This is a genomic window from Bradyrhizobium vignae (genome assembly GCF_004114425.1).
Taxonomy (GTDB): domain Bacteria; phylum Pseudomonadota; class Alphaproteobacteria; order Rhizobiales; family Xanthobacteraceae; genus Bradyrhizobium; species Bradyrhizobium vignae.
Genome location: NZ_RDQF01000006.1, coordinates 170230 through 181837, shown reverse-complemented (window position 1 = coordinate 181837; position 11608 = coordinate 170230). Strand labels below are relative to the sequence as shown.

The following is an 11608-nucleotide window of genomic DNA, read 5'->3' as shown; positions in this document are numbered from 1 at the left end:
TAAACGAAACAACAGGCCGGCGCTTTACGCATCTGACGATGTGTCCGTCCCGTTCTCCAACTCGCGTCGCTTGGATTCGAGTTCCGACTGCGGCATCTCCTCGATCCCGACGAGATCTTTCCGCGGCGCGGTGGCCCGAATGAGCTCATCGAGTTTCAACTGGAGTGCAGCACTGTCCCTGTTCTGCGTGTTCTGTATCAGGAACACCATCAGGAATGTGACGATGCTGCTGACCGTATTCATGATCAGCTGCCATGTGTCGGAGAAGCCGAAGATTGGTCCGCTAACGAGCCACGCTGCCACGGTGCAGACCGCCAATGCAAACGGCCAGGGGCGGCCGCTCCGCGTTGCAATTTCGGACGCAAACCTGGAAAACCAGTGCTCTTTTCGTCGCTGCACCAAATTCGCACCGTCGCCCGATGCGCCGACGATCCTGGTGATGGAGGCGGTGAATTGCCGCGAGGCCATCGGCTCCATCGTGTCGGACGCCATCGAGAGTAGAACACGTCCCCCCGGCAGAGGTTTCAAACGCCTCTGGGGTTGAAGCAATCGGGGTGGGTATGCTCGGCGTGGCGAACTGCGGACCTGGCCGGCCTATCATGCGGTGTCGCCAGCGCCACGGCTGCTGGTCCGACACGTCAAGGCACAGCGGTCGCTGGGTGCCCGTCCGCTGGGCCTTCACGACGGGAAATCGGCCGGTCTCACCTGGATGCGGTCGGCATGCAGGGACCAGTGATGCAAGGCCTGGTCCTTGCAAAACTTCGCTTTGGCCCGCTCTCTGGCTTCGTCCTCATCGGAGGCGTCGATCTCGAGCGTGCCCTGACACACCTCGATCTGTCGGCCATAGTCGCCGAGCACGTCCTTCATGAACCTGACGACATAAGTTGACATGGGACCTCCTACACCCCCGTCAGCCCCGGCGGCACTCTAATCCCATTTAGGCCGGTCTGGGGAAAGAGATTTTGATGCGGATCAAGGTCAGGATGCGGTTTTCTTCGCGCCGTCATTTCGGGGCGGCTCGCAGGGCCGAACCCGGAATCTCGGGATCCCGGGTTCGATTCCTCGCATTTCCCTATGCCGGCGTCACGCCAAAAGCCTGCTTGAAGCGTTCCGCATAGCGCGGCCAGACTTCGGGATTGATGATGCGCGGCGGGCGCTTGCCGTCGAGCACGTCCAGCACCTGTTCGGCGGCGATGCGGCCCATGTTCTGGCGCGCTTCGATGGTGACGCCGGCCGTGTGCGGGCTCGCCAGCACGTTATCGAACTGGAGCAGCGGATGCTCCGGCGGCGGCGGCTCCTTGGACCAGACGTCGAGGCCGGCTCCCGCGATGCGCTTGTCGCGCAGCGCCTTCAGCAAAGCGTCCTCGTCGTGGATGAAGCCACGCGCCGTGGTGATGAAATAGGCATGCGGCTGCATCAGCGCAAATTCGCGCACGCTGATCATGTTGCGGCTGCTCTTGTTCAGCGGGCAGGAGATCGAGACGAAATCGGCTCGGCGCAGCAGCTCGTCGAGCTCGACCTTCTCCCCGCCCCGCTCAGCCATCACTTCGGCCGACAAATATGGATCATAGGCCAGCACCTTCATGCCGAGCAGGCCCTTGCATAGCGCGGCGATGCGGCGGCCGACATTACCGAGGCCGATGATGCCGACGGTCTTGCCCTCGACCTCGTTGCCGACGAGCTCGTTGCGGTTGACGTCGCGTTCGCGGCGCAGACGGCGATCCGACTGGATGATGCGCTTGGATAGCGTCAGCATCATCGCCAGCGCATGCTCGGCGACCGAATGGGCGTTGCCGCCGGACTGATTGACGACGACGACGCCCGCCTCCGTGCAGGCCTCGACGTCGACGGGGTCGAAGCCCGCGCCATTGCTGGAGACCAGCAGCAAATTCGGCGTCCGCTTCAGGAAGGCGGCATCGACGTGGAAATGCGGCGCCAGCTCATCGCGCGCCGCGCCGATCTGATAGACATGGGCCGCGCTCAGGATGGGCGCATAGAAATCTTCAGGGCTTTCGTTCTCGATCCGATCGAGCCGGACGTCGGGCCGCGCCTTTAGGATGTCGATATAGATCGGATTGGCTAGGTATTTGACGTAGAACACGCGCTTGTTGTTGACGGACATCAGGCCCCTTCCGGCTCGCTCGCGGGGGAGCTTGGCAGGTCGGCGCGACGCGCTCCATCCGGTGCTTCCTCCCGTTCCTTCGTTGCCGCACTTATGACATGGCGGCGCCCTCCCCGGCAGGCCTTCTGGCGCAGATCACGGTGCTGGCTCGGACATGTTGACAATCCCGCTGCCCGCGTCAAGTTCGGCTCACCGCCGCGACGACCAGAACAATGGTCACGACCAAGAAGCATGCGCGGCCCTAGGGAGAACGCAATGGCGATTGCGGAGCAACAGACGGAGGGGACCAGCGACAGAAGCTGGCACGGCATCGTCCTGCAAACCCTGAAGAGGAACGCGGTCAGCCTCATCCCCTACGTGCCCGACCGCGTGCTGACGCCGCTGATCAAGAACCTGCACGCCGATCCCTTCTTCACCACCTTTGCCACCGCCCGCGAAGAGGAAGCGGTCGGCATCGTCTCAGGCGCGTGGATGGGCGGACGGCGCGGCGCGGTGCTGATGCAGACCTCCGGCTTCGCCACGCTCGCCAACGTGCTCGCTTCCCTCGCAGTGCCCTACCAGATCCCGCTGATCATGTTCGTGTCCGAGCGCGGGACGCTCGGCGAGTTCAACTACGGCCAGTCGCTGGTCTGCCGCACCATGCGCCCGGTGCTGGACTCGCTGGCGCTGGAGCACCACACCATCACCCGGCTGGACGAGCTCGAATTCATTGCCGACCGCTCGATCAAGCAGGCCGTCACGACGCAGGCGCCGGTGGCGCTGATCCTCAACCCGCTGCTCACGGGCGGCAAGGTCTTCGACAAGTGAGGCCGGCCATGAGCGCACGCAACACCAAGATAATGAACCGCTTCGATGTGACTTCGCGCCTGATCGCGAAGCTCCAGCACGAAGAGGCCGTGATCGGCGGCATCGGCAACACCAATTTCGATCTCTGGGCCGCCGGCCACCGCCCGCAGAATTTCTACATGCTTGGCAGCATGGGCCTCGCCTTCCCGATCGGGCTCGGCGTGGCGCTGGCGCAACCCGACCGCCGCGTCTTCGCGCTCGAAGGCGACGGCTCACTGCTGATGCAGCTCGGTGCACTGTCGACAATCGCAGCCCTGAAGCCGAAAAATCTCACGATGATCGTGATGGATAACGGCATCTACCAAATCACCGGCGCGCAGCCGACGCCCGCCGCGAATGTCGCTGACATCGTCGCAATCGCCGTTGGCTCCGGTCTCACCAACAGCGCCTGGGCCGCAGACGAGGAGGATTTCGAGCGGCTGGTCGACGATGCGATGGCTACCTCCGAGCCCAACCTGATCGCCGTCAGAATCGACGATAAGCCGGGCGTGGGTACCACCCGCCGCGACCCCGTGCAGATCCGGGAACGCTTCATGCATGGTCTCGGCGTGCGCGAACCACTTTAACATTTTGTCATCAACTACATGTCGATCTGATGGCGGGACTATTCGGCGCCTTGCAAATCTGTGCTAAGCGAGCCGGATGCCCCTTTTGGTTCGTTCCTTTGCCTGGCTGCTCGCGGCCGCCGTCACATTCGCAACCCTTAGTCCACCGGGCCTGCGGCCCCATTCCGACCTCGGTCAGGACGGCGAACATGCGCTCGCCTTCATCCTGGTGGGGCTGGCCTTCGGCCTTGCCTACCGGCGGCGGCGCCTGCTGACCGCAGCGGCTGCAGTGGTCCTGATCGGCGTGCTCGAACTGATGCAACTTTGGGCACCCGGCCGCCACGCGCGGCTCGAGGATTTTCTGGTCGACGTGCTCACCGCTTGCCTCGGCTTCGTGCTCGCGGCCGCCGCAGATTGGGCCGTCGCCCGGCTTCGGGCCGATTCGGTCCTGACGAGCGAAGGCCCCGCAGAGTGACACTCCGCAGGGCCGATATTATCGGCGTCGCAGATCAGTCGATGATCCTGACGACGCGGCGCGTGCGCGGTTCGACGATCACGCGGCGGTCGTTCACGACCGCGTAGCGATACTGGGTGTAGTTCGGCACCGGGCGCAGCACCACGGTAGGCGGCAACGGCTCGCCGACCACGACGCGCTCGCGGATCACCACGGAATCATCGCGCGGAATGCCGCCCAGAATTGCATTCGGAATTTCCAAACCTGCGCCAACGGCCGCGCCGACGGTGCCGCCGACCATCGCGCCGACCGGGCCGCCGATGTCGCCGCCCGCACGCGCGCCTTCTGCAGCGCCTTGGGCGGTGGTCGATTGAGCAAAGGCCGCGCTCGACGCCAGCAACGACGCAGCAGCCAACGTAATCGCCAGACGGGTTTTCATGTCCTTACGCCTCCAGTGATTGTTATGCACCTTCAACCCGCGGGGCCGGAGCATTGTTCCGGTTCCCCTGCGACAAAGATGCAGCACGCATCTGGAGAGTGTTACCCGGTAACAGATCAGACCGCAGCGATCTCGTACCCTGCCATCAGTTCCAACGCGCGCACCATCGCCGAATGATCCCAGGCCTTGCCGCCATGCGCGGCGCAGGACGAGAACAATTGCTGCGCCACTGCGGTGCTCGGCAGCGAGAGGCCGAGCGTCCGCGCGCCTTCGAGCGCAAGGTTGAGATCCTTCTGGTGCAGCTCGATGCGAAATCCCGGATCGAAATTGCGCTTCACCATGCGCTCGCCATGAACTTCGAGAATCCGCGACGAGGCGAAGCCGCCCATCAGCGCCTTGCGCACCAGCGCGGGGTTCGCACCAGCCTTGGATGCGAACAGAAGCGCTTCGCTCACCGCCTCGATCGTCAGCGCGACGATGATCTGGTTGGCGACTTTCGTCGTTTGACCGTCGCCATTGGCACCGACATGCGTGACGTTCTTGCCCATCTTGTCGAAGATCGGCTTCATGGTGCCAAAAGCCCGCTCCGGCCCACCGACCATGATGGTGAGGCTCGCAGCTTTCGCCCCGACCTCTCCGCCCGAGACAGGTGCGTCGAGATAGTCCGCACCGAGCGCCTCGATCTTCTTGGCGAACTCTTTCGTCGCCAGCGGGGAGATCGAGCTCATGTCGACCACGATCTTGCCCTTGGAGATGCCGCTTGCGACGCCGTCCTTGCCGAACAGCACTGCTTCGACATGCGGCGTATCCGGCACCATGATGATGACGGCATCCGCCCCCTCCGCGACCTGCTTGGCCGATTTGCAGGCGATACCGCCGGCGGAAATCAGCTCCGGCGCGATCGGCGCGAGATCATGCAGGAGAACGCGATGGCCCGCAGCCAGAAGATGGCCGGCCATCGGCCGTCCCATGGTGCCAAGTCCGATGAAGCCGATATTGGTCATGGTTTGATTTCTCACAGTTGGAGTAGCAAAGTTCATCGACGCTTCCCGCACGCGGGAGCGCACCGTCATCGCGGCCGCATCTGGACCTCAATCTCAGGTCTCAAACGTCTGCGCCGCGTGCCACGAAAGGCCTTCCAGCGTCGTTGTGCGCGGCTTGTATTCGCAGCCGATCCAGCCGCGATAACCGACCGCGTCGAGATGGCGGAACAGGAAGGGATAGTTGATCTCGCCGGTGCCGGGCTCATGGCGGCCGGGATTGTCGGCGAGCTGGATGTGGGCGATCTGGGGCATATATTCCTGCATGGTGCGGGCGAGATCGCCCTCCATGATCTGCATGTGGTAGATGTCGTACTGGATGAAGAGGTTGTTCGAGCGCACTTCCGAGATCAGCTGCACCGCCTGCTCAGTGCCATTGAGATAGAAGCCGGGAATGTCGAGCGTGTTGATCGGCTCGACCAGCAGCTTGATGTTCTCGCGCGCCAGCGTCGAGGCCGCGAAGCGCAGGTTTCCGATCAACGTTTCCTGAAGTTCGCGGGGATCAGCGTCGACAGGCGCAATACCGACGAGACAGTTGAGCTGGTCGCAATCGAGCGCCTTGGCGTAGTCGATGGCGCGGAACACGCCGTCGCGAAACTCGGCACTGCGGTCGGGCAGGATCGCGATGCCGCGTTCGCCCGCTGCCCAGTTGCCTGCGGGGAGATTGTGCAGCACCTGCGTGAGGCCATGGGCCTCGAGCTGCTCACGCAGCTGCGCCTTGTCGAAATCATAGGGGAAGAGATATTCGACTCCGGAGAAGCCCGCCGCCTTCGCTGCGGCGAAGCGGTCGAGGAACGGCATCTCGTTGAAGAGCATGGTGAGGTTGGCAGCAAACTTCGGCATGATGCTCTTCCCTATTCCGCCGGCTGCAACACGCGGGTGGCGCCGACTTCGTCGAGCGGAAGATCCAGCACTTCCTCGAACTCGACGATGTTGTCGATCTCCGTGCCCATCGCGATGTTGGTGACGCGTTCGAGAATGAACTCGACCACCACGGGCACACGGTGCTTCGCCATCAGTTCACGTGCGGTGGCGAACGCCGCCTGCGTGTCCTTCGGATCAGTCACGCGGATCGCCTTGCAGCCGAGACCTTCGGCGACCGCAACGTGGTCGACGCCGTAGACGCCGATCTCGGGCGCGTTGATGTTCTCGAAGGAGAGCTGGACGTGGTAGTCCATATCGAAGCCGCGCTGGGCCTGGCGGATCAGGCCGAGATAGGAATTGTTCACGACGACGTGGATGTAGGGCAGATTGAACTGCGCGCCGACCGCGAGCTCCTCGATCAGGAACTGGAAGTCGTAGTCTCCGGAGAGCGCGACGATGTCGCGATCCGGGCACGCCGCGCGCACGCCGAGCGCGGCCGGCAGCGTCCAACCGAGCGGACCCGCCTGCCCGGCGTTGATCCAGTTGCGCGGCTTGTAGACGCCCAAAAATTGCGCGCCGGCAATCTGCGACAGGCCGATCACGGTGACATAGGTGGTATCACGACCGAACGCCTTGTTCATCTCTTCATAGACGCGCTGCGGCTTGATCGGGACGTTGTCGAAATGGCTCTTGCGCAGCATCGTCTTCTTGCGATCGCGGCAGGCCGCAGGCCACGCCTGGCGCTCGCGGAGCCTGCCTGACCGCCGCCACTCCCTGGCGACGGTGACGAAGAGCTCGAGCGCGGCCTTGGCGTCCGAGACGATGCCGAGATCGGGATTGAACACACGCCCGATCTGGGTCGGCTCGATGTCCACGTGGACGAATTTGCGGCCCTTGGTGTAGGTCTCGACCGAACCGGTGTGGCGGTTGGCCCAGCGGTTGCCGATGCCGAGGACGAAGTCGGATTCCAGCAGCGTGGCGTTGCCGTAGCGGTGGCTGGTCTGAAGGCCGACCATGCCGGCCATCAGCACGTGGTCGTCGGGGATCGCGCCCCAACCCATCAGCGTCGGGACAACAGGCACGTTGGCGATCTCGGCGAATTCGACCAGAAGCTCGGAGGCATCGGCATTGATGATGCCGCCGCCGGCGACGATCAGCGGCCGCTCGGCGGCGTTGAGCATCTCCAGCGCCTTCTCGACCTGCTTGCGCGTCGCGGTCGGCTTGTAGACCGGCAGCGGCTCATAGGTCTCGTCGTCGAACTCGATCTCGGCAAGTTGCACGTCGAGCGGCATGTCGATCAGCACCGGTCCCGGCCGGCCCGACCGCATCACATGAAACGCCTGGCTGAATACGCGCGGCACCAATGCCGGCTCGCGCACCGTCACCGCCCATTTGGTCACGGGTTTTGCGATCGACTCGATGTCGACGGCCTGGAAGTCTTCCTTATAAAGCCGCGCCCGCGGCGCCTGCCCGGTGATGCAGAGGATCGGGATGGAATCGGCGATCGCCGAATAGAGCCCGGTGATCATGTCGGTGCCGGCCGGCCCTGACGTTCCTATGCAGACGCCGATATTGCCAGCCTTTGCCCTTGTATAGCCCTCGGCCATGTGCGAGGCGCCCTCGACATGCCGCGCCAGGATGTGGCGGATCGAGCCGCGCTTCTTCAGCGCCGAATAGAGCGGATTGATCGCAGCCCCGGGAACACCAAAGGCAGTCGAGATGCCTTCCTTCTCCAGGATACGCACGGCCGCATCGACAGCTCGCATCTTCGCCATATCGGACCTCGCTCAGGTTAAGTCAGCGAGCGAGATCATCAGATGCGCGCAAGCCGATCTCAACGAGATCGATTTTATTTTCCACGATGCGGCAGCCACGGAAAAATCGTGGCGGTCTCAATCAGTTAGATCGAGATATGTGTGAAAGCCGCTTCACTCGAACAGCGGCGCCAGTTCCATCTGCGGCACCAGCACGAGGCCCTTGTCGGTGATGCGAATTTCCGGAATGACCGATAGGGGAATCAAATTGAAGCCCATGTAGGGGATGGTGCAGCCGGCCTCGGCCCACTCTTTCTTCAGCGCTTTGACCTGTTCGGCCACTTCTGTAACGCGCTTGTCCGAGAGCAGGCCTGCGATCGGCAGCGGGACCAGCGCCCTCACCTTGCCGTCGGCCACGACGCAGACGCCGCCCTGCCGGTCCTTGATGGCGGCGATGGCGACCTGCATATCGCCCTCGTTGGTGCCGGCGACGATGATGTTGTGGCTGTCGTGCCCGACACTGGAGGCGACCGCGCCGCGCTTCAGGCCGAAATCCTTCAAAAGGCCGTAGGCGACGTTGCCGGCCGATTTGCCGTGGCGCTCGACCACCGTGACGAAACAGAGGCCGTAACGCGCGAACAGCGACGGCCAGTCCTTTGCGGGCTCGATCGCCACCTTCTCGTGGATCAAGGTGATGCCCGGCAATGCTGTCTTGATGGCGTTGATGGTGCAGGCCTTCGCGGGCAGTTCCGGCGTCAACTTCATCTTCTCCGGCAGCTTCACGGTGGCATAAGCCGCCTTCGGATATTGATAGCGCTGCGACAACACCCGATCGAGGCTATCAGTGATCTTGCCGTGCTCGACCACGAGCTCGCCGCCATACCACGTGCATTGCGGCTTGAGCTGGTCGTCCATCAGCACGAGATCGGCGCGACGGCCGCCGCCGAGGCCGCCGATTTCGCCCTCCATGTTGAAGCGCGTCGCGCCATGCAGCGAGCCCATCGACCAGGCCTGCTCCGGCGACATCCCTGCTTTCACGGCTTCACGGACCACCCAGTCGAGACCGAACAGCAGCAGATCGTCGGCGTCGCGATCATCGGTGCACACGGCGGTGCGCTTGTGCGAGGCCCCGAGCTCGGTGATGGTCCGGATCGCCTGCGGCAGCGAATGCCAGGGCGTCGTTGGCGGGCCGCCGCGCAAAAACACCCAGACGCCGGCGTCGAGCAGATCGTCGGCGATGTCGCGGTCGATTGCCTCGTGGGTGTCGGTGATGCCGGATGCCGCATAGGCCGCGACGAATTCGCGGCCATAGACGTGGCCGGATACCGGACGTCCCCGTTTCAAAGCAGCCGCGAGGATCGCATGACTGCGATCGTCGCCCATGGTCACCGGCACGAAATCCATCTTCTCGCCGAGCGCGACCGCTTCTGGCCAGCGGTCGAACAGGCCGGCGATCTTGTCCGGCGTCAGATCGCCGCCTGCAGTCTCCAGCTCGGCCGATGTCGCCGGCACCGTGCTCGGCACCGTCAGGAAGATCGAGAGCGGCGCCTCGCGCGCGTCCTCCAGCATCGCCTCGACACCGGCAACGTCCATGACATTGCCGATCTCGTGGCTGTCGCAGAAGATCGTTGTGGTGCCGTTGAGCAGCGCGGCCTCGGCATACGCGCAGGCCGTCACCATCGAGGATTCGATGTGGATGTGCGGATCGACCAGGCCCGGCGCGATGATGCCGCCAGCCGCGTCGTAGGTCGTGACGTCGCGCCATACCTTCCGTGCTGTTCCGGAAGGCTTCACCGCCGCGATACGGCCGCCTGTGATCCAGACCTCCCGCCCCGGATGGAGCCGCTCCGAATAGGTCGAGAGCACCCGCGCCCCGGTGACGACGAGATCCGGCGCGGCGCGTGCGGATGCGACATCGGCGAGACGTCGCGTCATGCTGTGCAGCGGCGCGACGGAGAAGCGGGTGAGCTTGTTCATCGGGGCTCTCGCGTGGGAATGGATAGCCCGCGATGGTTGCCGCGGTTGGCGGCGAGGGCAACTCAAATAATACAGCACCCGTGCTTACGCATTGGGCAGAGGACCCCGACGTATCGAGGCATCGGGGCCCAAACTACCACTGAGGTCAGTCGCAGATGCGGCGGCGAACCACAACATCCTCACCGAACCGGTTGACCCGGTGTTGTACGATGGTGCGGCAACCGCCGTAGTATTGGTCACCGTCGTAGTCACGGTAGTATCGGTCCGGGCCAACATAGACGCCGCCGGAACCGATGCCAAACTCAACAGCGTTTGCTGTTGTTACCGCTCCCGCAGCTAGAGCAGCCACTGCGGCGAGCGCGAGGATCATTCGCTTCATTTGGCACTCCTCTCGCAAGTGACGGAGCATTGGGCCAACGATCGGGCTCGAGATTGGTTTCGTGACGATGAGCGAACACCAATGCAGAAAATCGTCGTTCCATTACGAACAGCGCGTTCAGATCGGGAACCGGCTTGCGGCGCAGTCGCACCAATTTACGCAACTCGTTGTGGCGTTTGCCACGCGCCGAAATTGGAACCCTTATGATGTTACCCATACCCATTTTGCAATTGTCTGCGCGCGGCGCTCGGATCTAATTGAAACAGCAGAATTCGCCTTCGCATGTGCTTGGAGTTTCACTTTTGCGGTTGAGAGCTTTCGCATCTGAATTGGATTTCGAGGCGAAAAGCATATGTGAGTTCAAACAAAGTTTGAGGTTGTCGTCGTTTGCCGCTCGAAATGCGATGGGGCGGATTGTCCGCATCGGGCTGCAGTGATGCTTGTAAGCGGAGTTGGTAACCGGCTTCTGTCAGCACTGCCGACCGCGGATCTCGATCTTTTGGCACCCGATCTACAGACGGTCACTCTCGATCGGGAAGAGGTCGTCTCGCGAGTGGGGGATCATACCGAACACGTCCTCTTCCCTCACAGCGGCGCCGTTTCGGTGATGGTCGATATGGCGAATGGGCAGACGGTCGCCAGCGCCGCAATAGGGCGCGAAGGGGCAGTGGGCACTCTGTCCGTGCTGGGACCATCCCCTGCGGCCGTTACGACCATCGTTCGTGCCGCGGGGACGGCCTCGCGGATCCCCGCAGCGCGATTCCATGCCGCTTTCAGCCGGAGTCCTGCGATCCGGCACGTAGTCCAGCTTCACTTCAAGGCGGTGCTGATACAGTTTCAATTGGGCGGGGCTTGCAATGCACTGCATCCGGTCCAAGCCCGCATGGCACGCTGGCTGCTTCAACTTCACGATCGCATCAACCAAGACGTCCTGCCTCTCACGCAGGACGCGCTTTCGCAGATGTTGGGTGTGCGACGAACGACGGTGACGCTCCTGATGCGCAATCTGCGCGCTTCCGGAGCGATCAGATCTGAGCGGCGGGGCGAAATCGAGATCGACTCATCGCGGCTCGCTGCGGTGGCGTGCGAATGCCGCGACACCATGCGGCTCGAACTCGAGAAGATCTTCTCTATGAGTACAGCGCCATCTCGCGCTTTCGATCTGCCGATCCGGTAGATGAAACGGGC

14 protein-coding genes are annotated in these 11608 nt (G+C 63.1%); 5 read left to right on the top strand and 9 right to left on the bottom strand.

Features of this window, described 5'->3' with window-relative positions; genetic code table 11:
- Nucleotides 1-24: 24 nt before the first annotated feature.
- The 3 genes from EAV90_RS07645 to EAV90_RS07635 all read right to left on the bottom strand — a co-directional run bounded on the left by EAV90_RS07645 (nucleotide 25) and on the right by EAV90_RS07635 (nucleotide 2122).
- On the bottom strand, nucleotides 25-477 hold the full coding sequence (locus EAV90_RS07645; protein WP_245509475.1) for a low affinity iron permease family protein: 453 nt from the start codon (nucleotides 475-477) through the stop codon (nucleotides 25-27).
- Nucleotides 478-678: 201 nt separating this feature from the next.
- A complete protein-coding gene (locus EAV90_RS07640) occupies nucleotides 679-891 on the bottom strand; it encodes a hypothetical protein (RefSeq protein ID WP_122404053.1) in 213 nt (70 codons plus the stop codon).
- Nucleotides 892-1072: 181 nt separating this feature from the next.
- On the bottom strand, nucleotides 1073-2122 hold the full coding sequence (locus EAV90_RS07635; protein ID WP_129143047.1) for a hydroxyacid dehydrogenase: 1050 nt from the start codon (nucleotides 2120-2122) through the stop codon (nucleotides 1073-1075).
- Between the two features lie 255 nt (nucleotides 2123-2377).
- Here EAV90_RS07635 and EAV90_RS07630 point away from each other — a divergent pair, with 255 nt between their 5' ends.
- The 3 genes from EAV90_RS07630 to EAV90_RS07620 all read left to right on the top strand — a co-directional run bounded on the left by EAV90_RS07630 (nucleotide 2378) and on the right by EAV90_RS07620 (nucleotide 3988).
- Nucleotides 2378-2929 carry a thiamine pyrophosphate-binding protein gene (locus EAV90_RS07630; RefSeq protein WP_164936823.1) on the top strand — a complete coding sequence of 184 codons (552 nt, stop codon included), beginning with the start codon at nucleotides 2378-2380 and terminating at the stop codon, nucleotides 2927-2929.
- An 8-nt stretch (nucleotides 2930-2937) separates the two neighbouring features.
- Nucleotides 2938-3534, top strand: coding sequence for a thiamine pyrophosphate-dependent enzyme (locus EAV90_RS07625; protein ID WP_164936822.1), 597 nt, complete (start codon nucleotides 2938-2940; stop codon nucleotides 3532-3534).
- Between the two features lie 76 nt (nucleotides 3535-3610).
- Nucleotides 3611-3988 carry a VanZ family protein gene (locus EAV90_RS07620; RefSeq protein ID WP_129143044.1) on the top strand — a complete coding sequence of 126 codons (378 nt, stop codon included), beginning with the start codon at nucleotides 3611-3613 and terminating at the stop codon, nucleotides 3986-3988.
- A 34-nt stretch (nucleotides 3989-4022) separates the two neighbouring features.
- On the opposite strand, the gene EAV90_RS07615 is transcribed toward EAV90_RS07620, so the two are convergent.
- The 6 genes from EAV90_RS07615 to EAV90_RS07590 form a co-directional block, all read right to left on the bottom strand.
- On the bottom strand, nucleotides 4023-4406 hold the full coding sequence (locus EAV90_RS07615; RefSeq protein ID WP_164936828.1) for a DUF1236 domain-containing protein: 384 nt from the start codon (nucleotides 4404-4406) through the stop codon (nucleotides 4023-4025).
- Nucleotides 4407-4522: 116 nt separating this feature from the next.
- Nucleotides 4523-5446 carry a 2-hydroxy-3-oxopropionate reductase gene (locus tag EAV90_RS07610; protein ID WP_129143042.1) on the bottom strand — a complete coding sequence of 308 codons (924 nt, stop codon included), beginning with the start codon at nucleotides 5444-5446 and terminating at the stop codon, nucleotides 4523-4525.
- Between the two features lie 57 nt (nucleotides 5447-5503).
- Entirely contained in the window at nucleotides 5504-6289 is a 786-nt protein-coding gene (gene hyi / locus EAV90_RS07605; protein ID WP_129143041.1) for a hydroxypyruvate isomerase, read from the bottom strand.
- An 11-nt stretch (nucleotides 6290-6300) separates the two neighbouring features.
- A complete protein-coding gene (gcl, locus tag EAV90_RS07600; RefSeq protein WP_129143040.1) occupies nucleotides 6301-8085 on the bottom strand; it encodes a glyoxylate carboligase in 1785 nt (594 codons plus the stop codon).
- Between the two features lie 153 nt (nucleotides 8086-8238).
- Entirely contained in the window at nucleotides 8239-10041 is a 1803-nt protein-coding gene (locus tag EAV90_RS07595) for an adenine deaminase C-terminal domain-containing protein (protein ID WP_129143039.1), read from the bottom strand.
- Nucleotides 10042-10186: 145 nt separating this feature from the next.
- Nucleotides 10187-10420 carry a hypothetical protein gene (locus EAV90_RS07590; protein ID WP_129143038.1) on the bottom strand — a complete coding sequence of 78 codons (234 nt, stop codon included), beginning with the start codon at nucleotides 10418-10420 and terminating at the stop codon, nucleotides 10187-10189.
- A 61-nt stretch (nucleotides 10421-10481) separates the two neighbouring features.
- On the opposite strand from EAV90_RS07590, the gene EAV90_RS07585 reads away from it, so the two are divergent.
- Both EAV90_RS07585 and EAV90_RS07580 read left to right on the top strand, forming a co-directional pair.
- Nucleotides 10482-10748, top strand: a complete 267-nt coding sequence (locus EAV90_RS07585; RefSeq protein ID WP_129143037.1) for a hypothetical protein — start codon at nucleotides 10482-10484, stop codon at nucleotides 10746-10748.
- 108 nt (nucleotides 10749-10856) lie between these two features.
- Nucleotides 10857-11597 carry a Crp/Fnr family transcriptional regulator gene (locus EAV90_RS07580; protein WP_430644720.1) on the top strand — a complete coding sequence of 247 codons (741 nt, stop codon included), beginning with the start codon at nucleotides 10857-10859 and terminating at the stop codon, nucleotides 11595-11597.
- The last annotated feature ends 11 nt before the right edge of the window (nucleotides 11598-11608 follow it).